Consider the following 24,612-nt stretch of genomic DNA (forward strand, 5'->3'; position numbering starts at 1 on the left):
ATATCAGCCACCGGTGCGGGCGCCTTGGTGCCGCCGCTTGCGATAGCCTGAGCCGGGTCTCTCGACGTCGAGAGACCGTCCTCGGCTCCGGCTCGTCGAGCGTGCCTGGAGCGTGGCACCTGGCGAACGCTGGAGTAGGTAAAAATGACTCGCACCCCCGTCAACGTCACCGTCACCGGAGCGGCCGGCCAGATCGGCTACGCGCTGCTCTTCCGTATCGCCTCGGGCCACCTGCTCGGTGCGGACGTGCCGGTGAACCTCCGTCTGCTGGAGATCCCGCAGGGCCTCAAGGCCGCCGAGGGCACCGCGATGGAGCTCGACGACTGCGCCTTCCCGCTGCTGCGCAACATCACCATCACCGACGACCGCGACAAGGCCTTCGACGGCGCCAACGTCGCGCTGCTGGTCGGCGCCCGTCCGCGCACCGCGGGCATGGAGCGCGGTGACCTGCTCTCCGCGAACGGTGGCATCTTCGGCCCGCAGGGCAAGGCCATCAACGACAACGCCGCGGACGACATCAAGGTCCTCGTCGTCGGCAACCCGGCCAACACCAACGCCCTGATCGCCCAGCGCAACGCCCCGGACGTGCCGGCCGAGCGCTTCACCGCGATGACCCGCCTGGACCACAACCGCGCCGTCGCGCAGCTGGCCAAGAAGGCCGGCGTCACCGTGAACGACGTCAAGAAGCTCACCATCTGGGGCAACCACTCGGCCACCCAGTACCCGGACATCTTCCACGCCGAGGTCGGCGGCAAGAACGCCGCCGAGCTGATCGCCGACCAGGCCTGGCTGGAGAACGACTTCATCCCGACCGTCGCCAAGCGCGGCGCCGCGATCATCGAGGCCCGTGGCGCCTCCTCGGCCGCCTCGGCCGCCAACGCCGCCATCGACCACGTCCACACCTGGGTCACCGGCACCGCCGAGGGCGACTGGACCTCGATGGGCATCGTCTCCGACGGCTCCTACGGCGTGCCGGCCGGCATCATCTCGTCCTTCCCCGTCACCACCAAGGACGGCAAGTTCGAGATCGTCCAGGGCCTGGAGATCTCCGACTTCTCCCGCGCCCGGATCGACGCCTCCGTCGCCGAGCTGGTCGAGGAGCGCGACGCGGTGGCCGAGCTCGGCCTGATCTGAGCCGGTTGAACACTGTGGCCGGGGGCGCTCTGCGCCCCCGGCCACAGCCGTACACTGGCCCACCGTGAACGAAACCCTCCGGGACGCCGCGCTGGTCCTCGTCTTCATCCTGCTGGGCGGGCTGTTCAACATCGCCGAGATCTCGCTGATCTCCCTGCGCGAGGGACAGATCCGGGCGTTGGAGGCCAAGGGCACCCGGGGGGCGGCCCGCGCCGCCCACCTCGCCGCCGACCCGAACCGCTTCCTCGCCGCCGTGCAGGTCGGCGTGACGTGCATGGGCTTCCTGTCGGCCGCGTTCGGCGCCGACACCCTGGCCGGCAAGCTCGCCCCGGTCTTCGTCGACCTCGGGCTCTCGCCCGGCGTCGCCGACGCCGTCGCCCTGGTCGGGCTCACCCTCGTCATCAGCTACGTCTCGCTGGTGCTCGGCGAGCTGACCCCCAAGCGGATCGGCCTCCAGCGGGCCGACTCCATCGCGGTGCTCGCCGCGCCCGTCGTCGACGTGATGTCGGTGGCGCTGCGCCCGGCGATCTGGCTGCTCGGTCACTCCACCAACCTGATGGTGCGGCTCTTCGGCGGCGACCCGACCGCCGGGCGCGGCACCATGAGCTCCGAGGAGCTGCGCGGCCTGGTCGCCGCCAACACCGAGCTCGGCAGCGACGAGCGGGCGCTGATCGCCGACGTCTTCGCCGCCGGGGAGCGCCAGCTGCGCGAGGTGATGGTGCCGCGCACCGAGGTCACCTTCCTGGACGCCGACCAGCTGCTCACCGCCGTCCGCGCGGAGACCAGCTCCTCCCCGCACTCCCGTTACCCGGTGGTCGAGGGCAGCTACGACGCCGTGGTCGGCTTCGTGCACGTCCGCGACCTGTACGGCGCCCGTGGCGAGCAGGCCGTCCGGGTCCGCGAGCTGGCCCGGCCGGTCAAGCTGCTGCCCGCCACCAAACGGGTGCTGGAGGCGATGGGGGAGATGCGCCGGGAGGGGCACCACCTCGCGATGATCGTCGACGAGTACGGCGGCACCGCCGGGATCGTCACCCTGGAGGACCTGGTCGAGGAGGTGATCGGCGAGATCCGCGACGAGTACGACGCCCAGGACACCACCGCCACCCGCCGGCTGGCCGGCGGCGGCATGGAGCTGGACGGGCTGCTCAACCTCTCCGACTTCACCGAGGAGACCGGCACCGCCCTGCCCGAGGGCCCGTACGAGACCGTCGCCGGGTACGTCGTCAGCGCCCTCGGGCGGCTGCCGGAGCCGGGCGACCACGTCACCACCGAGGACGGCGTGCGGCTCACCGTCGCCCGGTTGGACGGTCGCCGCATCGAACGCATCAGGGTGAGTGCCGTCACACTGGCGGAACCTACGAGCGAAGACGTTTCCTGAGCGGTCGCCGAAGCTGGAACAATGGCGCCCATGGTCAACGCAGCGGTCAGTGGTCCGGCAAAGGACCGTCCACGGGTGCTCTCCGGCATCCAGCCCACCTCGGGCTCGTTCCACCTGGGCAACTACCTCGGTGCGGTGCGCCAGTGGGTCGACCTCCAGGAGACGAGCGACGCCTTCTACATGGTCGTCGACCTGCACGCGATCACCGTCGACCAGGAGCCGGCGACGCTGCGCGAGAACACCCGGATCTCGGCGGCCCAGCTGCTCGGCGCCGGGCTCGACCCCGAGCGCTGCACGCTCTTCGTCCAGTCGCACGTGCCCGAGCACACCCAGCTCGGCTGGGTGATGAACTGCCTGACCGGCTTCGGCGAGGCCGCCCGGATGACGCAGTTCAAGGACAAGTCCGCCAAGCAGGGCAGCGACCGCACCTCCGTCGGCCTGTTCACCTACCCGATCCTCCAGATCGCCGACATCCTGCTCTACCAGGCCGACGCCGTCCCCGTCGGCGAGGACCAGCGCCAGCACCTGGAGCTCACCCGGGACCTGGCGGACCGCTTCAACACCCGCTACGCCCCCACCTTCACCGTCCCGAAGCCGTACATCCTCAAGGAGACGGCCAAGATCCTGGATCTCCAGGACCCGACGGCGAAGATGAGCAAGTCCGCCTCCTCGCCCAAGGGCCTGGTCAACCTGCTGGACGAGGCCAAGGTCAGCGCCAAGAAGTTCAAGAGCGCCGTCACGGACACCGGCACGGTCGTCTCCTACGACGAGGAGAACAAGGCCGGCGTCTCCAACCTGCTGCGCATCCACTCGGCGCTCAGCGGGCAGTCCGTCGACCAGTTGGTCGAGCACTTCGAGGGCAAGATGTACGGCGCGCTCAAGACCGAGCTGGCCGAGCTCTTCAGCGAGTGGGTCGGCCCCTTCCAGGAGCGCACCCGCACCTACCTCGACGACCCGGCCGAGCTCGACCGGGTGCTCGGCCTCGGCGCCGACAAGGCCCGCGAGGTCGCCGCCGAGACCCTGGCGACGGTCTACGACCGCATCGGCTTCCTCCCGCCGAAGCGCTGACCGGCCCCATGCCAGCGGTGAACGCCCCCGACGGTGGCGGCCTCCCCGAGGCCGTCACCATCGGCGTGTCCATAACCGTCCCGGAGCCCTTCGGCAGGGCCATCCAGGACGCCCGCGCCGGCTACGGCGACCCGCTCGCCCGCTCGATACCCACCCACGTCACCCTGCTGCCGCCGACCGAGATCGAGGCGGCCCGGCTGCCCGAGATCGAGGCGCACCTCAAGGACGTCGCCGCCGCGCACCCGGCCTTCCGGATGCTGCTCCAGGGCAGCGGCACCTTCCGGCCCGTCTCGCCGGTGGTCTTCGTCCGGGTCGAGGAGGGCGCCCAGGAGTGCCGCGCCCTCGAAGCGGCGATCCGCTCCGGCCCGCTGGCCCGGGAGCTGGCCTTCCCGTACCACCCGCACGTCACCGTCGCGCACGCGCTCCCGGAGGAGGCCCTCGACCGGGCGTACCGGGGCTCGCGCGCCTTCCACGCCGCCTTCGCCGTCCCGGGCTTCAGTCTCTCCCGGTTCGGCGCGGACGGAGTCTGGCGCCCCTGTCGCAGCTACCCCTTCGGCGCGGCCTGACCCCTCCGGGACGCCGGGATCAGCGCCAGCAGGAACGGCGCGACGAACAGCGGCCCGACCATGTACCGGTAGAGCGGCGCCGGGTTCGCCGCCAGCACCGTCAGCTGGAAGCCCAGCAGCACCCCGCCCAGCGCGTACACCGCCCGCATCCGGCGGCGCCCCGCGTAGAGGGCCAGCGCGAAGTAGCCCAGGTAGCACCAGGTCGCGCCACGGAACATCAGCCAGTCCAGCTGCGGCGTCTTCGCGACGTTGTACCAGAACTGCGCCGCGCTCCGGAGCTTGTACGAGAGCGGGTGGCTGTACAGCGCGAAGCGGTACGGGTTGGACGCCATCGGCGTGCCGGGGGCGGCGACGCCGTACAGCTCCTCCGGGGTGGGCGCGGGGGAGGCGATCCAGGTGAAGGCGTGCTGGTCGGCCGGGCCGGGGAAGGGAGACCAGGCGATGTGGCCCCGGCAGATCCGGGCGTCCAGGATCAGGTCGGGGCGCTCCTTGAGCACCCGCGTCCACATGTCCATCAGCTGCGGGTTGACCCGCTCCGCCGCGTTCCGGTCGAAGTTCCAGGCCAGCACCAGCTGGTCGGAGACGTAACAGTTGCTGCCGCCGCGGGCCCAGTCCGCCAGCGGCGTGACCTGCGTCAGCACGGCCTTGTCGGCATCGGTGAAGAGATCCGGCTGCGCCGCGTACGCCACCGCGACGTCGTGGTAGTTCAGCGAGTACACCGAGCTGGCGGCGGGCTGCTTGATGCCCATCGCCGGGTAGAGCACGAGCTGGCAGACCAGCGACAGGCCGACCGCGAAGAGCGTCAGCACGGCCAGGCGCACCCGGCGGCCCTTCACCACGACGACCAGCGCCACCCCGGCGATCAGCGCGACACCCAGGCCGTTGTTGCGGAACAGCCCCATGCCGACCATCGACAGGCCGAGCACCCACCAGTCCAGCCGGGTCGCCCGCCGGGCGACCAGCCGCACCGAGGCGGCGAAGGCCAGCACCGAGCAGAGCGTGAACGGCACGTCCTTCCAGATGTAGACCACGAACGCACCCGTCGGCGGCGCGACCGCCACCAGCAGCGCGATCGGGGCCGTCCACCGGCCGCGCGCACCCAGCGAGCGCAGCGCCACGCACACGTACGCCAGCGTGACGGAGGTCAGCACCGTCTGGCCGAGCGTCAGCACGGCGAGCTTGCCGGGCACGTGCACGGCCAGCCAGACCAGCACGTTGTAGAGCACCGAGTGCTCGGAGGTCCAGACCCCGCTGGTGACCTGCGAGACGTAAGCGGCGGAGTCGTAGCTCGTCAGCCCCGGGTAGAAGGCCGCCCACCAGAGCAGCAGCACCAGCTCGACCCCGACCCCGACCCCGAGCGGCAGCCGCCAGCGGTCCGGCACCCGCCTGGCGTGCCTGGCCTGGCCCGAGCCCTCGGCGGTGGGGTTGTCGAGAAGTGCGGTCATGGCGGCCTCGGGTCGCGAAGAGCGGGGCGGGGAGCTGCCCCACCCTACAGGTGCTCCATGAAGGCCCCGGACTGTCCGGCCGCACCGGCTCGGCTACCATCGGCTCCGTCGCCGCGACGGTCACCATCCGCGGCCGGAGACCCCCTGAATGGAGCGCCCGTGCAGACCGTCACGCCTGCCGATCCGGTCATACCTGACGACGCCTCGGCCCTCGGGCCCGCCTCGCACCGGGTCCAGCGGCGTCCGTCCTGGGCCCTGCGTTGGAGCCCGGCGGCGGGGGAGATCCTGCTCGCCGTCCTCACCGCGCTCGGCTTCACGTACTGGGGCCTGTCGGTCGACAACAACCCGGTCAGCCGAGTCGGCCAGATCAGCGGTCTCTCCACCCTCCAGTTCCGGCTGGCCGCCGTCGCCCTGGTGATCATCGCGGTCGTGGTCTGGACGACCCTGCGCTGCGGCGAGCAGGTCCGCAGGCTCACCGCCCGGCTCTCGGCCGCCGCCGTCGCCGGGCTCGCGACGGGCTACCTCGGCGCCGGGCAGGTCTTCGCCCTGCGTGGCACGCCCTGGCCGCTCAACGCCGAGTACGGCGACAACAACCGGCTGCTCGCCTGGGCCGGCGAGGTCGTCCACACCGGCAAGATCGACACCTTCTACCCGCCGGGCATCCCCTACGCCCTCGGGTACGCCGCCAAGGCCGGCTTCCTCGGCGGCGAGCCCGCCTTCGGCCTGAAGTGGCTCTTCATCGCCCTCGTCGCCCTCACCGGCCCCGCCGCCTACCTCGCCTGGCGGCTCTGCCTGCGCCCGCTGCCCGCGCTCGCCGTCGGCCTCCTCCCCGCCCTCCAGCAGACCCTGCCGCACAAGCCGTACAGCCCGCTGGTGCTCGTCGTGCTGGTGCCGCTGATCGCCAAGCTGCTGCTCTGGCTGCGCGCCTCCCCCGCCTTCAGCGCGCGCGGGGCGCTCGTGCGCGGCGCCTTCCTGGGGCTGCTCTTCGGCGGGCTGTTCCTGGTCTACTCCGGCTGGCACCTCTGGTCGCTGCCGGGCGTGGTCGTCGCCGTCCTGCTGCTCTTCCCCTACCGGCGCGGGCCGGTGCGCGGGCTGCTGCTGCTCGGCGGCTCGCTCGCGGGCTTCCTGGCCGTCGCCGGGGTCTACCTGAAGGTGCTGCTGGGGGCCACTGCCACCCGGGACCTCTGGTGCTCCGGGCTGACGATGACCGAGCCGGGGTACATGGGCACCACGCCGCTGACCAACCGCGCCTGGGACGAGCCCGGCGAGTGGCCCGGCATGGGAGAGTTCGCCGGGCTCCCGACCTACACCGTCGTGGTGCTCGTCGGCCTCGGCGTCGCCGTCGCGCTCGGGCTGCGCAAGGCCGTCGTGATCGCGCCGCTGGCCTGCTTCGCCAGCGCCTGGTTCATCCGCTTCTGGATAGCCGGGCACATGGAGGCCAACCAGGAGGTCCAGCTCTTCCCCCGGACGATCCTGGAGATCCAGGTCGCCCTGACCGCCCTCGCCGTACTGGCCTGCGTCCTCGCCGCCGAACACCTCGGCCGGCTCTTCACCGCCGTCCGCAGCAGCGCCCCCGAGGCCGTCGAGGGCCTGGCCCGCGCCCGGCGCTTCACCGCCGCCGGCACGCTCCTCGCGATGGTCCTGGCAGGCGGCATGATCGGCTCCTTCTTCACCAACCAGTACCTCCCCACCCCGCCCGCCGACCAGCTGGCCGGCTCACTGGCCTGGAACTCCCACCAGATCCGCAAGCCCGACGGCCAGTGCCCCAAGTACGCCAACGGCGGCCTCTGCCGCGACTTCCCCAAGACCATCGGCGTCAACCAGGCCGACTTCGCCCAGACCAGCCTGGTCTGCGAGTACCCGTGGCACCAGCAGAACGCGCTGCTGGCTCTCATGAAACCCTGAGTTGCACTACCCAGGGGTGCGGGGAACTGCGCGAAATCGGGAGTGACGGCGCCGCACCTTCCGCATCGCGCAGTTCCTCGCGCCCCTGGGGTTACCCCTTCAGCATCGCGTCGACCACGCGGGCGGCTGCTCCGCCGTCGTCCAGCGCACAGTGCGTACTGCGGAAGCGTGCGTACGCCTCCGCGTGGCGGTCCGTCAGACCGTCCACGTCGCGCAGGGCGGCGATCAGCTCGTCGGAGGTGCCGAGCAGGGGCCCCGGGGCCTCGGCCTCCAGGTCGAAGTAGAAGCCGCGCAGGTCGTCGCGGTAGTGGTCCAGGTCATAGGTGAAGAAGAGGATCGGCCGCCCGGTGATGGCGAAGTCGAACATGATCGAGGAGTAGTCCGTCACCAGCACGTCGGCGGCGAGCAGCAGCTCCTGCACGTCCGGGTAGTCGCTGACGTCGTACAGGAAGCCGTCGCCCGCGCCCGCCAGCGGCTCGCGGACGTGCGAGTGCGAGCGGACCAGCAGGACGTGGTCCCGGCCGAGGGCCGCCCTGGCGGCGGCCACGTCGATCCGCAGGCCCAGCTGGTAGCCGTCGCCGTTCTCGCGCTGCTGGTCCTCGCGCCAGGTCGGGGCGTAGAGCACGATCCGCTTGCCGTCGGGCACCCCGAGGCGTCGGCGGACGGCGTCCACGCCCTCGCCCAGGGCCAGCACGTCGTTGCGGGGGTAGCCGGATTCGAGGATCTCGCCCTGGTAGCGGAAGGCCCGCCGCAGGATCGGCGTGGCGAAGGCGCTGGGGGAGACCAGCAGGCTCCAGTGCGGGGATTCGCGGTCGAGCGCCGTCAGGTAACCGGCGTCGGCCAGCCAGCCGCTCTCGACGTCGTGGGCGATCCGCTTGAGCAGTGAGCCGTGCCAGGTCTGCACGATCACCTGCCCGTCCCGGCGTTCGATGAAGTCGGGGAAGTGCGTGTTGCCGACGAGGTAGCGCGAGGTGGCCAGCGCCTCGTACCACTCGGGGCTGTGGCTGCGCACCGGCCGGACGCCCTCCGGCACCGCGCTCTGGGCGTCGTCGACCACCCAGAGGTGCTCCAACGGGGCGCCGCGCCGGACGAGTTCGGCGTGCACCGCGCGGGGGGAGTCGGCGTAGCCGCGCCCGTTGAAGACGTCGTACAGCACCGCCTCGCGCAGCGGCCGCTGCCGGGCCGCGGGGTACGCCACGGTGCGCAGCCGCTCCTGGGCGTAGGGGCTGCGCTCGGCGGCGGTGAGGTCGGGGGTGGAGTCGAGGATCAGGGTGTCGTGCCAGCGGCGTTCCAGCAGGATCCGCTTGGTGCCGGTGGCGGCGCTGCCCGCCTCGACGCCGACCGGCAGGGTGTCCAGGGCCTCGGGGGCGAGGATCAGGGACTGCTCGGCGTCGGGGCGGCCGAGCGGGCGCAGCCGGAACTCCCAGATGCCCTTGAGCAGCGGCCGGGTGGAGCCGTCGGAGGCGGTGCTGACGGCGGGCAACCGGAAGTCGAGGCGCTCGGCGCGCGGGAGGACGTGCCGGATCTCGCCGGTGCCGTTGCTGTGCCGCAGGACGAGCTCCAGCGGGCCGTCGCCGGGCAGCGGGGCGGTGCCGGTGAGGTGGAAGGCGTCGCCGTCCGCGGTGACGGAGGTCAGCAGGGCGGTGCCGCTCTGGACGCAGAACTGCGGGTAGCCGTCGGCGAGTTCCTTGAGGTAGAGGACCTGGTCGGGGGCTGCCAGCGGGTGCTGGGCGGCCAGCGGCTGCTCGCGGTGGTCGGCGGCGGGGCGGGTGCTGGAGCCGTCGGGGCGGAGCAGCTCGACGTCCCAGTGCTCCATCTCGTGCGGGCCGTCACCGGCGATGGCGAAGGGGGCCAGCGGCAGCCGCGCGGTGTGGGTGCGGCCCTCGGTGTGCTGCAGCGGGACGGTCAGCTCGGTGTCGGACTGGCGGTGCCGCAGTCTCAGCACGCTGCCCTCGGGGCAGTCGGCTGCCTCGAGGGTGAGGTCGAGGGCGCCGCCGGTGCGGACGGAGCGGGTCAGCCGGCTGCGGGTGGTCTCGATCCGCAGCCGCAGGGTGCCGTCCTCGAAGAAGGGGACGGCCCGGGTGTCCCGGTCGAGCCAGCGCACCGGCGGGTATTCGCCGGAGCCGCACCAGTGCTGGCGGAGCGGCCCGTGCTCGCGGTGCCGGCCGGAGCGGACGGCGGCCTCGAACCGCCAGTCGCCCTCGGTCCATCGGCCGCCCCGGCGCAGCTTCGCCGGGGCGAGCAGGGCGGTGAAGGCGGCCCAGTCGTGGTTGTGCTCGGTCTGGCCGCTGGCCTCGGTGACTTCGGCGTTCTGCTCGTGCCGGGTGCGGAGCCGGACGGCCTTGTGCTGGTGCGAGCCCGGCGGGAGCGCTGTCACGGTGGTGAAGGCACTGCTCAGCCAGGTGGTGTCGCGGTCGCCGGGGTGGGCGGAGCCGGTGAGCTCCAGGCCGCGCTCCGTCCAGCGCAGGGCGCGGACGGCAAAGGTCGGCTCGGCCGGGGGTGCGACTGGCGCGGCGGGCATGACCTGCTCCGGCACTCGTGAGGACGGGACCGCGGGAGCGGTGGCGGAAGCAGGCATGTGAAGCGACCTCCCTGGCAGTGGGTGCCATCTCACACCTGCGCTCCACCCCAGGTCAACTGAGAGTTTGCTGGGTGCACGGGGCCTGTTGGGGCGCGAGGGGGTCGGCTGCGGGCAGCCGACCCCCCTTCATCCTTCGAGGCGTCAGCCCTGGGCCGCGAGCAGAGCGTCCACGACCCGGGCCGAGGCCGCGCCGTCGTCCAGGTCGCAGTACGCCTGGCGGAAGGCCGTGTAGCGGTCGGCGTGCTCGGCGGACGTCTCGTCGACGGTGCCGAGGGCGGCGATCAGCTCCTCCGAGGTGCCGAGCAGCGGGCCGGGGGCCTGCGCCTCGAAGTCGAAGGTGAAGCCGCGCAGGTTGTCCCGGTAGTGCTCCAGGTCGTACGTGAAGAAGAGGATCGGGCGGCCGGTGTTCGCGAAGTCGAACATCGCCGAGGAGTAGTCGGTGACGAGCACGTCCGCGACGAGCAGCAGGTCGGCCATGTCGGGGTAGGTGCCGACGTCCCAGACGTAGCCGTTGCCGGCGCCGGGGATCTGACCGCACATCACCTCGTGGGCGCGCACCAGCAGCACCTGGTCCTCGCCGAGGGCCGCCTTGGCGGCCTCCAGGTCGAGCCGCAGGTCGAGCTGGTAGCCACCGTGCGGGCGGCGCCGGTCCTCGCGGAAGGTCGGCGCGTAGAGCACGATCTTCTTGCCCTCGGGCAGGCCGAGGCGCTCGCGGACCTGCTCGGCCGTCTTCTCCCGGTCGGCGGCGAGCAGCACGTCGTTGCGCGGGTAGCCGGCTTCCAGGATCTCGCCCTGGTAGCCGAAGGCCCGGCGCAGCACCGGGGTGGACCAGCGGTTGCCGGAGACCAGCAGGCTCCAGTGCGGCACCTCGCGGTCCAGGTGCTTGAGGTACTCGCTGTCGGTGAACCAGACCTTCTCGAAGTCGTGTCCGATCCGCTTCAGCGGGGTGCCGTGCCAGGTCTGGAGCACGATCTGGCCGGGGCGGCGCTCGAAGAACTCCGGCAGGTGGGTGCTGGTCACCACGTACTTGGCGGTGGCCAGCGCCTCGAACCACTCCGGGCTCCACTGGCGGAGGCTCTCGGCGCTCTGCGGCAGGTCGGCCTGGAGGTCGTCGGTGGTCCAGAGGTGCCGCAGCGGCAGGCCCCGCTGCACCAGCTCCTGGTGCACCGCGCGGGGCGAACCGGCGTACTGGGTGCCGAGCGCGGCGTTGTAGACGACGCTGTCGGTCAGCGGGCGGCGCTGGAGGGTGGCGAACTCGTTGCGCAGTTGACGCTGGCGGTGGCCGCTGCGCTCCTCCGGCAGCAGCGCGGAGTGCGCCTCCAGCGAGAGGGTGTCGAACAGCCGGCGCTCCAGGGCGATCCGCTTGCCGCGGGCCTCGACCTCCAGTGGGAGGGCGCGGTGGCAGGAGGCGGCGAGCAGCACCTGCGGCCAGAGGGTGCCGGGCTGGGCGTCGGCCGGGCGGAAGAAGACCTCCCAGGTGCCCTTGTGCAGCGGCACCTGGCCGGCGAAGGAGGCCGTGGGCACGGCGGGCAGCGCGGCACGGAACCGGCCGTCGGTGATCTCGACGGGGTAACTGTGCTCCTCCTCGCGCCAGTTGTGGCGGATGACGAGCTCGTACCGGTGGGTGCCGGGCAGCGGGAAGCTGCCGCTGAGCAGGAAGCCGTCGGCGCCCTTGGCGGCCGTGACCTCCTCCACCACCGGCTGCAGCACCTGGTCGATGAACTGCAGGTACCCGCTGGGGGAGGGCTTGGAGAACAGCGCCCGGGTGTCGTCGTTGATCGGCAGGTCGAGCTGCTCGGGCGCCGAGCGGTCGTCTATCACCACGGGGGAGGTGATGCCGTTGCTGAGCAGCAGCTCGGTGTCCCAGCGGTCGCGCAGCCGCTCCTCGGAGGCCGGGTCGAGGGCGTCCCAGGCCTCGCGGACGGCCGTCAGCTCGCCGACCGGGAAGCTCGCGGTGAAGGGCACGACCCGCCCGGTGGGCGTGCCGAGCTCCAGCGGGAAGGTCAGGTCGCGGTCGGACTCGACGTGCTTGAGCCGTAGCTGCGCGCCGGCCAGGTCGGCGCCGGAGGCGGCGGTGCCGCTCACCCGTACCCGGCCGTCGGTGAAGCTCACCGCGAGCGCCCGGACGCGGACCCGCTCGACCCGCAGGTAGACGTGGTTGTCCTTGAGCCGGGGCACGATCCGGACGTCGTCCTCGACCCAGTGCACCGGCAGGCTCTCGGCGGTGTCGCTCCAGCCGCCGGAGATCCGGCCCTTGTAGACGCCGCCCTTGCCGATGCCCGCGATGAGCACCCGCCAGGAGCCGTCCTTCCACTGGCCGCGGTGCTTGAGCCGCTTCGGGTCGATGGTCGTGCTGAAGCCCGCCCAGTCGCAGCTGTACAGGTCGTGCGGGGAGCTGGCGGTCGCCTCGGGGCTGTACATCGCCTTGGTCGGCACGGCCAGCACCCGGCGGCCCTTGGCCTCGCGCAGCACCAGCACCTTGACCATGTCGTGCCGGTTCTCGGCGCCCAGGTGCTCGGGGAAGGCGTGCCCGGTGAGCTGCAGCTTGCCGTCGACCCAGGCGGAGTCGTACAGGCGGCTGCGCATCACGAGCGCGTTCTCCAGCCGCAGCACGTCGGCGGGCACGCTCTTGCGGCCGCCGCGCAGGAAGGGGTAGTCGGCGTACGGGCGGAGCAGGCCGCGCGCGGGGGCCGCGCCGTTGCTGTCCTTCTCGAAGCGCATCTGCTCGACGAACTCGTCCATCCGGTTCGCGAGGGTCAGGTGGTACTTGAGCCGCAGCGGGGCGCGGAGCTTGCGGATCTGCCCGGGGCCGATGGCGCGCAGCAGGCGGCTGACGGACTCCTGGTAGGCGCTGTTGTAGGCCGCGTCGTCCTCGATGATCGGCCAGAAGAACATCGGGATCTCCTCGACGAGGTTGTTCTCGTCGTAGAAGTCCAGGTGCCCCCGGTACTTCGGGTCGTCCTGCGCCTGCAGCCAGGCCCGGACGAGCTCCATCGACTTGACCCGGTCGACCACCGTCTTGGGGTTGGTCTTCATCTGGGTGATCGACATCTCGCCGACCTCGCGCTCACGCCAGTGGTAGATCGGCTCGGAGAGCACGTCGACGCTGGCGGCCATGAAGTGGTGCGGCACGCTCACCGGGGCGTCCTCGTAGAGGATGCCCTCGGGGTAGAGGATGCCGGCGGCGTCGAAGAAGGAGCGGCGGTAGACCTTGTTCCACGCCGTCCGGTCGGTGATCAGCGCCGGGATCTCGGTGACGTGGGTCTTGAGCCGGGTCTCCTTGAACGGCTTGCGGTGGCCGCCCGACGGGTAGTACCCGATCGCGCGGAAGCGCAGCACGTTGCCGGTGCAGAAGTCCGAGCCGGTCTCGTCGAGCGTGCCGATCATCAGCTCGTACGCGCTGGGCGGCAGGGTGTCGTCGCTGTCGACGAAGGCCAGGAACTCGGCGCCCGCGTCGATGTGCCGGTAGCCGGTGTTCCGGGCCGCGCCGAGGCCCTGGTTCACCTGCTTGACCAGCCGGAAGCGGGAGTCCTTCGCGGCGTAGGCCTCGGCGATGGCCGCGCTGCCGTCCTTGGAGCCGTCGTCGACCATGACGCATTCGAGGTCGTCGAAGGTCTGGGCGGCGATGGAGTCCAGGCACTCCTCCAGGTAACGCTCGACGTTGTAGATCGGGACGACGACGGAGAGGCGGGGGGCCATCGGGTGCGCGGGCCTTTCATCAGGGGCGTGCGGCCGGTCTGCGGCCGGTCCACGGCCGGGTCTACGGGACGAACCGGGCGCAGCACGGCGATAGTACCCGCCGCGACCGGCCGCACCACGAAGGCCGCAGGCTCAGGGGACGATCCCCACCAGGATGTACTCGTTGTACTTGAACACCTTGCCCGCGGCTTCGGGAAGCGGGAATGAATAGCTGCGGTCGACCTTCAACCCGGCCCGCTCCGCGTACTCGCGCAGCCCCTCGAAGTCGACGAAGCGGACGTGCGTCGGGTCCGAGCGGTAGCCCGCCAGCTGCGGCGTGATCAGCACGACCTTGCCGCCGGAGCGGATGCTCGGCAGGTAGCTCTTGAGCAGCTGCTCGCAGGTCTCCAGATCCAGGTGCTCCAGCACGTGCGCGACCAGCATCGAGTCGAACGCGCCGGGGCGGCTCAGCTCCGGGTCGGCCTCGAAGTCGGCGGCGGTGTAGGCGATCAGGCCGCGCGCACGCGCGGTGGCCACCGAGGTCTCGTTGTGGTCGACGCCGACACTGCCCGGGTCGCAGTTCTGCAGGTTCCGGCCGACCCCGCAGCCGACGTCCAGCACCCGCCCGAGCTGGAGCCGCTTGAGGTTCCACCGGTACGGCGCCTGCGTCGGCAGCAGCCGCTTGATGCCGGACTGCTCCAGCGTCACCAGGCGTTCCGTGTAGGAAGCGTCGGCGGTGGCCCCACCGGTCGGCGAGCCGGACGACTGCGGGTCGGAAGCTTCGGGCATGGCTGGGCCTCTCCAGGCTGCGGTACGGGGGGAGCTGCTGGTGGAGATCTGGTGTAGCTGAGAAGCGAGCGTAGAGCCGCCGAGGGCCGCGCCGCTGCCAGGGTCACCCGATGGTACGACGGCGGTGACCAGTACCAGGGTGGCTCGTTGACCATCACCGGTGCCGCAGGTGGACTGGACCTTAAGGTCGCTCGGCGGCCCGGGTCGGGGCCGGGGAGGGGGTGCGCAGCGGGCCCCCTGCGGGCTAGTCTGCCGCTGGCCCGCCCAGGCAGTACCGGAACGCAGCCCCCCGCCTCCCGGTGATCTCCGGCGACTGAGCGTCCCCCTAGAATGAGTCGCAAATGCCCCGCTTCAGCGTGATCGTCCCGGTCTATCAGGTACAGGAGTACCTGGCCGAGTGCCTCGACTCGGTGCTCACCCAGTCCTGCCCGGACTTCGAGCTGATCGCCGTCGACGACCACTCGCCCGACGGCTGCGGAGCCATCCTCGACGAGGCCGCCGCGCGCGACGACCGGGTACGCGTCGTCCACCTCCCCGCCAACGTCGGGCTGGGGCGCGCCCGCAACGCCGGGCTGGAGGTCGCCACCGGCGACTACGTGATCTTCCTGGACAGCGACGACACCTTCACCCCCGGGCTGCTCACCGCCGTCGAGGCCCGGCTGCGGCACGGCGACGACCCCGAGATCCTGGTCTACGACTACGCCCGCACCTACGGCGACGGCCGGGTCGTCCGCAGCAACTCGGCGCCGCTCTTCAGCCGCCCCGGCCCGGACGTCTTCACTCTCGACCAACGACCCGACCTGCTCGACCTGCTGATGGTCGTGTGGAACAAGGCCTACCGCCGCGACTACATCGACGCCCAGGGCCTGACCTTCCCCGCCGGGTACTACGAGGACACCCCGTGGACCTTCCCGGCGCTGCTCTCCGCCTCCCGGATCACCATGCTCGACAGCGTGGGCGTGCACTACCGCCAGCGCGAGGAGGGCGGCAACATACTGGCCACCGCCAGCCGCAAGCACTTCGACGTCTTCGCCCAGTACGACCTGGTCTTCGACTTCCTGGACCGCCGCCCCGACCTGGCCCGCTGGCGCGGCATCGTCTACGGCCGGATGGTCCACCACCTCAACACCGTCGTCAGCAAGCCCGGCCGCATCCCGCCCGGCGACCGCCGCGAGTACTTCCGCCGCGCCGCCGAACACTGCGCCCGCCTCCGCCCCGACGGCTACCGCCCCGTCCCCGGCGTCAGCGGTCTGCGCACCGAACTCCTCAGTCAGGGCCGCTACCTGACCTACCAGGGCGTACGCGCCCTGGCCCGGACGCGCCAGGTCGCGGCGAAGGCGGCCCACGTGGCTCTCCGTACCTAAAGTCTCAAGCATGCACGCTCTAGGGGCGCGGGGAACTGCGCAAATCGGTAGGCGACAGCGCCGCATCTCCCGCTTCGCGAAGTTCCTGAACCGTGCACGGTGGGCCCTCGGGCTTCTCGCGGCCCCGCCGCTGCTCCACCTGCTGCGCCTCGACCTGCTCACCCTCGCGCTGCTCCTGGCCGCCGCCGCGTCGCTGTTCCGCTCCCGCCTCGGCCTGCTCGACCGGCTGGTGCTCGCCGCCGGCGGCCTCACCGGCTGGCTCTGCCTGCTGGGCGTGGCGGCCTCCCGCTGGCCCTGGGGGCTGCACCCGCTCGCGATCGCCGAGGCCACCGCCGTGCCGCTCGCCGCCCTCGCCGCGACCCGCCGCCCCACCCTCCCCCGGCCGACCACCCGGGACGCGCTGCTGCTGCTCCCCGTCGCCGCCACCGCCTGGTTCTACCTCGGCCCGCTGCTGCGCGAAGGTTTCACCGGCCGGCTCGCCGCGATCTACCACGGCGAGGACCTGGCCAGGCACTTCGCCCTCTACGACAGCGTGCTCCGCTTCGGCGGTTACCTGACCTTCCACCGGGCCGAGGCCGACATCACCCTCCAGGACGGCTTCCAGAGCTACCCGCAGGGCAGCCACCTGACGCTCGCCGTACTCACCGAGTTCGCCTTCGGCGGTGACGTGCCATCAGGCGCCCCCGCCGCGCTCAGCCGCTTCGTGCTGCTCGCGGCGGGGGTGCTGACGGCCTGCGTCGGCGCGGTCGCCTGGGCCGCCCGGTGGACGGCCGGGCCCGCGCTCGGCCGGTGGGCGGTGCTGCCGCTGACGGCCGCCGCCGCCGGATACCTGGTGCTGGTCGAGGCGACGCCGCTGCTGCTGACCGGCTTCGAGAGCGAGCTCTTCGGGCTGGCGCTGTTCGCCCTGCTGGCCGCCTTGGTGGTCCGCCCGCTCGGCCGGCCGGGCGAGCAGGCGGTGCTGCTCGGCGCGCTGACCACCGGCATCTCCTTCGCCTACTACCTGCTGCTCGCCGCCGCGCTCCCGCTGCTGCTGGTCTGGGCCCTCGCGCACCGCCGCCGGCTGCCCCGCTGGCCCTGGCTGCTGCTCGCCGTCGTCGGCACCGCCGCCGCGGCCGCCCTGCCGGTGCTGGCCAACTGGAAGCAGGCCGGCTCCGCCGACGTCCTGGTGATGGCGGGCGGCGTCATGGCCGTCAGCCGCCACCTGCTGCTGCCGCTGCTCGCGCTCGCCGCCCTCGGCCTGCTCACCCGCGCCGCCCGCCGCAACGCCCCCCGCCGGGCCGCGCTCGGCGCGCTCGCCGTGACGGGCGCCGTCGCCTTCGCGCTGATGCGCTACCAGCTCGCCACGGCCGGGCACGTCTCGTACTACTACGAGAAGCTGCTGCACCCGTTGGTCGTCGTCGTGGTGCTCGCCCTCGGCGCGGCCCTGGTGCCCGCCGTCGGCCGCCGCCGCGGCGGCCCGCCCTGGGCGGTGGCGGTCACCGCCGTGGTTCTCGGCGCCCTCGTGCTCAACTCCCAGCCGGACCACCCCGGTACGCAGACCGGCTGGGCCGGCAGCTCCGGCGCCGCGTACCTGCACGGCGACCGCGCCGCCCCCGCCAGCGCCGCCCTCGTCACGGCGATCGACGCCACCCGCCCGGTGCCCGACCCCCGGGCCGCCGTCCTGCTGGTCGAGCCGCACGCGGGGGAGGACCCGCGCTTCCGCGAGGGCAGCCTCTGGCTCGGCGTGCTCGCCCGCGACAACGGACTCTCCTGGCGGGCCTGGATCTGGGGCCGCTGGCGGCACAGCGCCCAGGAGATCGCCGACTACGCGGCGGCCTACCCCGTCCCGCTGCGGGTCTACCTGGACGACCCGGCGCTGGCCGCCGAGACCCGCCGCCTCGCCGACCCCGACCGCCTCGACGTCGCCCTGATCGGCTACGACACCCACGACCGACCGGTCGTACTGGGGCGTTGACCCAGGGGCGCGGGGAACTGCGCGAAACGGGAGAGACGGCGCCGCACCCGGCCGGGCGCGCAGTTCCCCGCGCCCCTGGGGCCGGCCAGTTGCGTGAAGTCATCCGTTCGGGCGGAGCCGCCGCTGCCGCGGTGACCCGTTCGGCCGCCCGTCGTTACGCCGATTGCAGTGCCGGAGGTCTGCCCCCGGCCGACTCCCGACGTGACGGAAGCGAACACCATGCCGAGCGTGGCCACCCTCGAACCACCCAGGGCCCTCCCTGCCGAACCAGTACCGCCCGCAGCCAAGGGCGGCCACCACCTCCGCAAGCTGCTCGCCGGCTCGGCGGAGGCCGCCGTCGCGCTGGCCGTCGGCGTCGGCTTCATGGTCTGGGCCCGCAACATCCACGTCGACCCGCTGATCCGGGTCGGCCAGGTCAGCGGCCTGGCCAAACTCCAGTTCAGGGCCGCCATGCTGGCCCTGCCGGTCTTCGCCGTGGTGCTGTACGCGGCGCACCGGGCGGCCCCCAAGCGGTACCGCCTGCTGCTCCGCCTCGGCTGCGCCGTCGTCGCGGGCCTCGGCACCGGCATCGTCGCGGGCGGCATCGCCGTCGCGCTGCGCGGCACCCCCTGGGGCCTCGGCGGCCAGGACGGCGACCCGGGCACCCTGCAGAGCTACGCCGAGTCCTTCCTGAAGGGGGAGGGGCTGCCCGACCTCTACCCGCCCGGCTTCATCGTGCTGCTCGCCGAGTGGACGAAGTACCTGCGGCCCGGCCACGTCGGCTTCGCCCTCAAGGACGTCCAGCTCCTGCTCAGCGCCGTCTTCGGCCCGTTCGCCTACCTGGCCTGGCGCAGCCTGCTCCGCCCGGCCTGGGCGCTGGCCGTCGCACTGCCCGCCTCGATCCTCTTCCTCGACCCGATCCGGCCCTACAGCCACCTGGTGATGGTCTGCCTGGTGCCCGTCCTCGGCCGCCTGCTCACCGAACTCACCCGCGTGCCGGGTCGGTCCTTCCGCTCGGCGCTGCTGCGCGGTGCGGTGATCGGCGCCGTGCTCGGGCTGCTCTTCCTCGGGTACTCCGGCTGGTTCGTCTGGTCCGCCCCCGGCACCCTGGTGGCGATCGCCGCACTCGTCCCCTGGCGCAAGGGCCGTGCGGCGCTGGCCCGCGCGGCCGCCCTGCTCGGCGCCACCGCCGTCACCGCCGGGCTGGTCGGCGCCCCGCTGCTGCTCAAGTTCCTCGCCCACGGCGCCTCCACCGTCGACCGCTACGCCTACTTCGACGTCTACATCGACCCGGCGTACGTGATGGGCTGGCGCTCCGACCGCTCCGGCTGGCCCGCCTCCTGGGCCTGGCCGCCGCCCGGCGAGCTGGCCGGGCAGACCACCTTCTCCCTGCTGGTGATCGTCGGGTTCGCGCTGGCGCTGGCCCTCGGGCTGCGGCGGCCCCCGGTGGTCGCCGCGCTCGGCTGCCTCGGCGGGGCCTGGGTGCTGCGCTTCTGGTTCGCCGGGCACATGCAGCGCGACCAGGCCGTCATGCTCTACCCCCGCACCACCTGGCTGATCCTCTACTGCTTCATCACCCTCACCGTGCTCGCCGCGATGCTGATCTCCGGCAGCGCCGCGAAGGCCTGGCGACGGCTGACGGCCAGTCAGAAGCTGCGCCCCTCGGGCTCGATCGGCCGACGGCTCGCCGCCGGATCGCTCTGCGGTCTGGCCCTCTTCGGCGCGATGGCCGCCTCCTGGTCCGCCAACCGCTACATGCCGAGCGACCCGGAGCAGCGCAACATGGGCCTGGACGCCTGGCGTTCGCACACCCTCCAGCGCGGCGACGGCAGTTGCCCGCTCTACGCCCCCGGCCACACCTGCACCGCACCGCACGAACTCTGGCGGCCGCACGACAGCGTCGACTCCAAGCTCTGGTGCGGCAACGTCGCGTACGTCAACTGGACGGTCTACTGCGGCGGCCGCGCCCCGACCGGGTGAGCCACGACCGGGTGAGCCCGGTCAACCCGGCGTCGCGGCGGTCGCCCTGAGGCGGCACTACCAGCGGCGACGCCGGTCGTTCAGCACGGCGGGCCGTTCCCTCACGGCCCGCCGTGCCACCGAAGGAGTGCCCCCCCATGACCGCTCTCTCCACCGAGACCGCTGCCGAGACCGCTGTAGAGACCGCCGCTGAGACCGCCGCTGAGACCGCCGTCCCGGCCGAACCCGGCGTCCTCACCGACGTACCCGGCTGGTTCTGGGATCTGGACCGGCACGCCTTCGAGTGGTTCCTCGACCGTCAGCAGCGCACGGGGGAGACCGGCGACCTGCTGGAGCTCGGCGCCTACCTCGGCCGCAGCGCCATCGTGATGGGCCGTCACCTCGGCGAGGACGAGACCTTCACCGTCTGCGACCTCTTCGACTCCGAGGCCCCGGACGCCGAGAACTCCGCCGAGATGGTGATGTCCTACCGCAAGACCCTCACCCGGCAGGCGTTCGAGGCCAACTACCTGGCCTTCCACGAGGAACTGCCCACCATCATCCAGGCCCCCACCTCGGTGCTCGCCGACGGCCGCATCCCCGAGGGCAGCTGCCGCTTCGTCCACGTCGACGCCTCGCACCTGTACGAGCACGTCGCCGGTGACGTCCAGGTCGCCCGCGCCGCACTCGGCCCGCAGGGCGTCCTGGTGATGGACGACTACCGCTCGGCCCACACCCCCGGCGTCGCCGCCGCGACCTGGGAGGCCGTGCTCAACTTCGACCTCCGCCCGATCTGCCTCACCGAGTGCAAGTTCTACGCCACCTGGGGAGACCCGGAGCCCTTCCAGGACGAACTGCTCCGCACCTCCGGCGGCGCCCCCGGCTGCCGCGTGGGCACCGACACCATCGCCGGGCACCGCGTCCTGCGGCTCGGCGGCCAGCCGGACCCGATCACCGACTTCCCGGTCTCCCGCCACCACGACCGCATCGCCCAGGAGGCCCGGCGCCGGGCCGCCGAGCAGGCCGCCGAGGAGCTCGCCGCCCGCCGCGCCCTCGCCGCAGCGGCCCGCCGCCCCGCCGCCGTGGCCCGCCGCGCAGCCGCCGACCTCGTCCCGCCGCTCCTCTCCGCCGCCGTCCGCCGGGCGCGGCGCGGCCGCTGAAGGCTCGCCGGTGGCGTGAGGTCACCCGATCCCCGGCGGGCGGCCAGTAGCGTGAAGCCGTGGAGAAACTGGCCAAGCTGCCGCTGATCGGCCCCCTGATCGCCCGACTGCTCCGCAGCCGCGCCTACCTGACGTACGCGCACTTCACCGCCGCCAAGGGCAACCGCCTCGCCGGGGCCGTCACCTTCTTCGGGTTCCTCGCGCTCTTCCCGCTGCTCACCGTCGCTCTGGCGGTCGCGGTCGCGGCCCTCAGCGACCACCGGGTGAAGCAGCTCCAGGACAAGATCTCCGAGCAGCTGCCGGGCCTCTCCGACTCCCTCAACCTGCCCGGTCTGGTCGCCAACGCGGGGACGATCGGGCTGGTCAGCGGCGTCCTGCTGGTGATCTCCGGGCTCGGCTGGGTCGACACCATGCGCGGCTCGATCCGGGACGTCTGGCAGCTCCCCGAGGAGGGCGGCAACCCGATCCTGCGCAAGGGCTGGGACTGCGTCGTCCTGCTCGGCCTCGGCCTGGTCTCCGCCGTCTCGCTCGGCGCGTCCGGCGTCGCCACCCAGCTCGCCCAGCGGCTCGCCGACTGGCTGGGCATCGGCGGCTCCGCCGGGCGCTACCTGCTCGGCGCGGCCGGATTCCTGATCGGCGTGCTCGCCGACATGGTCCTCTTCGCGTACCTGCTCGGGCCCTTCCCCCGGATCACCGGCCAGCGTCGCAAGGACGTGCTGCAGGCCGCCCTGATCGGTGCGATCGGGTTCGAGGTGCTCAAGCTCGCGCTCTCCTCCTACCTCGGCTCGGTGGCGGGCAAGAGCGTCTACGGCGCGTTCGGCGTGCCGGTCGCACTGTTGCTGTGGATCAACTTCGTCAGCCGGCTGCTGATGTACTGCGTCTCCTGGACCGCCCTGGCCGACCCTGCCGCCGCCCGGCGGCGAGCTGTCGAACAGGCCGAGGCGGTTCTGGAGAAGGAGCACGCGGCCCCTCCCGCTCGACCATCGGAGTGACTAGGATCACGCAATCAGCGCCCGACCCATGGCGCGCCTCCCCTGGAGTTCACTGTGGCCACCCCCGCTTCCGCAGTACCTCGCACCCCCGATGACGTTCCCGGATGGTTCTGGAAGGTCGACCAGGAGGTGTTCAGCTGGTTCCTCGACCGGCAGAGCGACACCGGTACCAAGGGCGACATCCTCGAACTCGGCACGTACCTCGGCCGCAGCGCCGTCCTGCTCGGCCGGCACCTCCGGGACGGCGAGACCTTCACCGTCTGCGACCTCTTCGACTCCGAGGCCCCGGACGCCGAGAACTCCGCCGAGATGGATATGTCGTACCGCAAGACCCTCACCCGCCAGGCGTTCGAGACCAACTACCTCGCCTTCCACGACCGCCTCCCCGAGGTCGTCCAGGCCCCCACCTCCGTCCTCGCCGACGGCCGCATCCCCGAGGGCAGCTGCCGCTTCGTCCACATCGACGCCTCGCACCTGTACGAGCACGTCGCCGGCGACATCCTGGTCGCCCGCGACGCCCTCGCCAAGGATGGCCTGGTCGTCCTCGACGACTACCGCTCCCCGCACACCCCCGGCGTCGCCGCCGCGACCTGGGAGGCCGTCGCCGGCCTCGGCCTGAAGCCCATCTGCCTCACCCCCGAGAAGTTCTACGGCACCTGGGGCGACGCGGACGCGGCCAAGGCCGACCTGCTCGCCCGCGACTGGCCCGGCGAGGGCTTCCGGATGGAGAAGGACGTCATCGCGGGCCACACCGTCCACCGCCTCGCCTACGACGGCACCCCGGCGGCCCCCGCCCCGGCCGCCGGCGCCACCACCACCCCCCGCCGCCCGCAGCGCTCGAGGGCCCGGCGCCTGGCCCTCGACCTCCTCCCCCCGGTGGTCACCCGTGCCATCCGCAGGGCCCGCGTCTGACCGCTCAGCAGTGGGGGGTCAGCGGCCGATGGCGGTGGCCCCCACGGGCGCCGGCATCGTGGTGGGCGCCCCCGGCGGAAGAGCCCGTCGGCGGCGGCGGATGCGGCGGGCCCGGAGCCGTAGCAGCGCCGCCGCCGCTGCGGCCGCGCAGGTGCCGGTGGCCAGCCACCCGACCGGCCCGATCCCACCGTCGACCGAGGCCCGCGCCGCCGCGGGCCGCGCGGCGGCGGCAACGGCTGCTGCGGCCGCAGGCGCCTGGGCGGTGGGCTTGGCGGCCGGTGACGGCAGTGCGGCGGCGGTGTCCTCGGCCAGGGCCCCGACGGGGGTGACCTTCCCGGCGGCGGCGAAGCCCCAGTCGAGCAGGGCCGCCGTCTCCTCGTACACCTTCATGTAGGAGGCGGGGTGCATGACCGTCACCAGCACCGTCCGCCCGCCACGGACGGCGGCTCCGGTGAAGGTCGCCCCGGCATTCGTCGTGTAGCCGTTCTTGACGCCGATCAGGCCGGGGTAGCTGCCGAGCAGGCGGTCGGTGTTGGCGATGCCGAAGCTGGCCCGCTGGCCGGTGGCCTTGTCCACCGCGCCGGGGAACTGCGCGTCGCGGGTGCCGCAGTACGTCCGGAAGTCCGGGTACTTCAGCCCGGCGCGGGCGAACAGCGTCAGGTCGTAGGCCGAGGAGAGCTGCCCGTCGGTGTCGTAGCCGTCGGGGGAGACCACGTGGGTGTCCCGCGCCTGCATCAGGTTGGCGCGGGCCTGCATCTGCTGGACGGTCCGGTCGACGCCGCCGTTCATGTGGGCGAGCACGTGCACGGCGTCGTTGCCGGAGGCGAGGAAGACGCCGCGCCAGAGGTCCTCGACCCGGTAGTCGAGGTCCTCCTTGACGCCCACCAGACTGCTGCCCTCCCCGAGCCCGAACAGCTCGGCGGGGGCGACGTGGTGCACCGTCGACTTGTCGAGCTTCGGCAGCACGGTGTCGGCGAACAGCATCTTCAGCGTGCTCGCGGGCGGCAGCCGCAGGTGCGCGTTGTACGCGGCGAGCACCTCGCCCGTCCCGGCGTCCGCCACCAGCCAGGACTGGCCGGTCAGTTCACCGGGCAGCGCGGGTGCCCCGGCAAGCGGAGCGACCTGCACCCCGGCCTGGCCGAGGCGCTGGCCGCCGACCACGCCGGGCGGGGGGCCGTCGTACGGGGCAGCGGCGGCACAGAGTGAGACGGCCACGGCGACGACGCCGCAGCGAAGAGCGAGATCACGGACTTTCTGCACCCGGGACAGGTACCCAACAGCCCGGCCACCCGGCCCGCCGCGCCGGGAGCGTCCTCCTGACGAGTGCCGGTCGCTGGGCCGTCCGGCCCACTCCTCATACTGCGAGACATACTGGGAGCCGACCGTGCCCGTGCCTCCCGAGGACATACCCATGAAGCTCAGCCGCCGCACCTCCTGGTTCCTCACCGCCTTCGGCGTGTGGTCCCTCATGATCTGGACCACCTTTGTGAAGAATCTCTGGAAGGACTCCGCCGGCCAGGCCTTCACCAACGGCGACCACTCCCAGCCGACCGCCTTCTTCTGGGTCCACCTGACGCTCGCCGTCACCTCGTTCGTCCTCGGCGCCCTGGTCGGCGTCGTCGGCATCCGGGGTCTGAAGGCGGGCCGTACCGAGGGCTAATCCGGTTGCCCGCCGCCGGACGGCCCTGGCACGATCCACCCCGCGCGACACTCCGTCCGCGCACCTTCGGATCTCAGGGGTGGGAATC

Annotated in this window: 17 protein-coding genes; 12 read left to right on the forward strand and 5 right to left on the reverse strand. The window is 72.6% G+C overall.

Annotation, left to right across the window (positions count from 1 at the left end; translation table 11 throughout):
• Positions 1-144: 144 nt before the first annotated feature.
• The 4 genes from ACR68M_RS21505 to ACR68M_RS21520 all read left to right on the forward strand — a co-directional run bounded on the left by ACR68M_RS21505 (position 145) and on the right by ACR68M_RS21520 (position 4,146).
• On the forward strand, positions 145-1,134 hold the full coding sequence (locus ACR68M_RS21505; protein WP_441245733.1) for a malate dehydrogenase: 990 nt from the start codon (positions 145-147) through the stop codon (positions 1,132-1,134).
• Between the two features lie 64 nt (positions 1,135-1,198).
• The gene (locus tag ACR68M_RS21510) at positions 1,199-2,512 is read left to right on the forward strand and encodes a hemolysin family protein (RefSeq protein WP_441245734.1); all 1,314 of its coding nucleotides are present in this window, start codon (positions 1,199-1,201) and stop codon (positions 2,510-2,512) included.
• A gap of 30 nt (positions 2,513-2,542) precedes the next feature.
• Positions 2,543-3,580, forward strand: coding sequence for a tryptophan--tRNA ligase (trpS, locus tag ACR68M_RS21515; protein WP_441245735.1), 1,038 nt, complete (start codon positions 2,543-2,545; stop codon positions 3,578-3,580).
• Positions 3,581-3,588: 8 nt separating this feature from the next.
• Positions 3,589-4,146 carry a 2'-5' RNA ligase family protein gene (locus ACR68M_RS21520; protein WP_441245736.1) on the forward strand — a complete coding sequence of 186 codons (558 nt, stop codon included), beginning with the start codon at positions 3,589-3,591 and terminating at the stop codon, positions 4,144-4,146.
• On the opposite strand, the gene ACR68M_RS21525 is transcribed toward ACR68M_RS21520, so the two are convergent.
• The gene (locus ACR68M_RS21525) at positions 4,125-5,591 is read right to left on the reverse strand and encodes a hypothetical protein (protein WP_441245737.1); all 1,467 of its coding nucleotides are present in this window, start codon (positions 5,589-5,591) and stop codon (positions 4,125-4,127) included. The two genes, ACR68M_RS21520 and ACR68M_RS21525, sit on opposite strands and share 22 nt — an antisense overlap.
• Before the next feature lie 159 nt (positions 5,592-5,750).
• On the opposite strand from ACR68M_RS21525, the gene ACR68M_RS21530 reads away from it, so the two are divergent.
• Positions 5,751-7,496: a hypothetical protein gene (locus ACR68M_RS21530; RefSeq protein WP_441245738.1), complete on the forward strand. Its 1,746-nt coding sequence runs from the start codon at positions 5,751-5,753 to the stop codon at positions 7,494-7,496.
• Positions 7,497-7,587: 91 nt separating this feature from the next.
• Here ACR68M_RS21530 and ACR68M_RS21535 read toward each other — a convergent pair whose 3' ends face one another.
• The 3 genes from ACR68M_RS21535 to ACR68M_RS21545 all read right to left on the reverse strand — a co-directional run bounded on the left by ACR68M_RS21535 (position 7,588) and on the right by ACR68M_RS21545 (position 14,544).
• The gene (locus ACR68M_RS21535; RefSeq protein WP_441245739.1) at positions 7,588-10,017 is read right to left on the reverse strand and encodes a CDP-glycerol glycerophosphotransferase family protein; all 2,430 of its coding nucleotides are present in this window, start codon (positions 10,015-10,017) and stop codon (positions 7,588-7,590) included.
• 201 nt (positions 10,018-10,218) lie between these two features.
• Positions 10,219-13,776, reverse strand: coding sequence for a bifunctional glycosyltransferase/CDP-glycerol:glycerophosphate glycerophosphotransferase (locus ACR68M_RS21540; RefSeq protein WP_441245740.1), 3,558 nt, complete (start codon positions 13,774-13,776; stop codon positions 10,219-10,221).
• A gap of 132 nt (positions 13,777-13,908) precedes the next feature.
• Positions 13,909-14,544: a class I SAM-dependent methyltransferase gene (locus ACR68M_RS21545; protein WP_441245741.1), complete on the reverse strand. Its 636-nt coding sequence runs from the start codon at positions 14,542-14,544 to the stop codon at positions 13,909-13,911.
• Positions 14,545-14,885: 341 nt separating this feature from the next.
• Between ACR68M_RS21545 and ACR68M_RS21550 the strand changes: the two genes are divergently transcribed.
• The 6 genes from ACR68M_RS21550 to ACR68M_RS21575 all read left to right on the forward strand — a co-directional run bounded on the left by ACR68M_RS21550 (position 14,886) and on the right by ACR68M_RS21575 (position 22,864).
• Positions 14,886-15,908 carry a glycosyltransferase family 2 protein gene (locus ACR68M_RS21550; protein WP_441245742.1) on the forward strand — a complete coding sequence of 341 codons (1,023 nt, stop codon included), beginning with the start codon at positions 14,886-14,888 and terminating at the stop codon, positions 15,906-15,908.
• 10 nt (positions 15,909-15,918) lie between these two features.
• Complete coding sequence (locus tag ACR68M_RS21555) at positions 15,919-17,862, forward strand: hypothetical protein (protein WP_441245743.1); 1,944 nt, start codon at positions 15,919-15,921, stop codon at positions 17,860-17,862.
• Between the two features lie 201 nt (positions 17,863-18,063).
• The gene (locus ACR68M_RS21560) at positions 18,064-19,821 is read left to right on the forward strand and encodes a hypothetical protein (RefSeq protein ID WP_441245744.1); all 1,758 of its coding nucleotides are present in this window, start codon (positions 18,064-18,066) and stop codon (positions 19,819-19,821) included.
• A gap of 137 nt (positions 19,822-19,958) precedes the next feature.
• The gene (locus ACR68M_RS21565) at positions 19,959-20,960 is read left to right on the forward strand and encodes a class I SAM-dependent methyltransferase (protein ID WP_441245745.1); all 1,002 of its coding nucleotides are present in this window, start codon (positions 19,959-19,961) and stop codon (positions 20,958-20,960) included.
• A gap of 59 nt (positions 20,961-21,019) precedes the next feature.
• The gene (locus tag ACR68M_RS21570) at positions 21,020-21,952 is read left to right on the forward strand and encodes a YihY/virulence factor BrkB family protein (RefSeq protein WP_441245746.1); all 933 of its coding nucleotides are present in this window, start codon (positions 21,020-21,022) and stop codon (positions 21,950-21,952) included.
• Between the two features lie 54 nt (positions 21,953-22,006).
• Entirely contained in the window at positions 22,007-22,864 is an 858-nt protein-coding gene (locus ACR68M_RS21575; protein WP_441245747.1) for a class I SAM-dependent methyltransferase, read from the forward strand.
• A gap of 18 nt (positions 22,865-22,882) precedes the next feature.
• Here ACR68M_RS21575 and ACR68M_RS21580 read toward each other — a convergent pair whose 3' ends face one another.
• Entirely contained in the window at positions 22,883-24,079 is a 1,197-nt protein-coding gene (locus ACR68M_RS21580; protein WP_441245748.1) for a D-alanyl-D-alanine carboxypeptidase family protein, read from the reverse strand.
• A 196-nt stretch (positions 24,080-24,275) separates the two neighbouring features.
• Here ACR68M_RS21580 and ACR68M_RS21585 point away from each other — a divergent pair, with 196 nt between their 5' ends.
• Positions 24,276-24,524 (forward strand): SCO4848 family membrane protein, encoded by a 249-nt coding sequence (locus tag ACR68M_RS21585; protein WP_441245749.1) that lies wholly within the window; start codon positions 24,276-24,278, stop codon positions 24,522-24,524.
• The last annotated feature ends 88 nt before the right edge of the window (positions 24,525-24,612 follow it).

The sequence above is a fragment of the Kitasatospora sp. McL0602 genome (assembly GCF_052076145.1).
Classification (GTDB): Bacteria; Actinomycetota; Actinomycetes; order Streptomycetales; family Streptomycetaceae; genus Kitasatospora.